Here is a 614-nt window from a genome sequence, read left to right on the forward strand (position 1 = left end):
AGTATACTGTAAATACCTGGCCCACCTCCAGGAACTAAACTATTCGTAGGAACCTGAAACTCAACATATACAGAGCCTGGCTGAGCTGAGCTCCAAACATTTGAACCTCCTACAGTAACCGATGTTTTTCCACCCGCCCCCACAGCTGCTGGCGAACCATTTTTCATTGCTGTCGCTTCCGCTTGAGACATCCAGCGCCCTACTGTAGTTACTCCGCCATTAGTGGCTATCTCTCCCGTAGTAATCGCTGGTGCTGAAAATTTAGTAGGTGCGGAAGGAGCTATCTCATTTCCCGCACGTGCGCCAGCCAAAAACTGCTCGAACTTAAACCCAAACATGGCCAATTTTTGCCCCAGTGAATTCATTGAGCTTATCGATGAAGCTTCTTGATTAGCCTCAATTTTTGTCTGCCCACTTGTAGAAGAAGTAGCAAACTCCCCAGTTTGAGCATTAGTTGCCGACCCATCATCGTTTAAATTAACAGCGCCATTTCCACTAATTACAGCTCCCTTTGATCCAATATGCTTATAACCTTCCTGATCCCCATCTCCATCAAACCATTTTACTGTTGTGTTATCTGCAGATTGATACCAATCCCATCTCCCATCTGGGTC

General features: G+C 46.1%; 1 protein-coding gene. It reads right to left on the reverse strand.

Annotation, left to right across the window (positions count from 1 at the left end; translation table 11 throughout):
• A partial coding sequence (locus AC1DND_RS29055) for a TreTu family toxin (RefSeq protein ID WP_477586468.1) occupies positions 1-614 on the reverse strand: 614 nt, incomplete at both ends.

It is taken from the genome of Pedobacter sp. 01N416 (assembly GCF_056399685.1).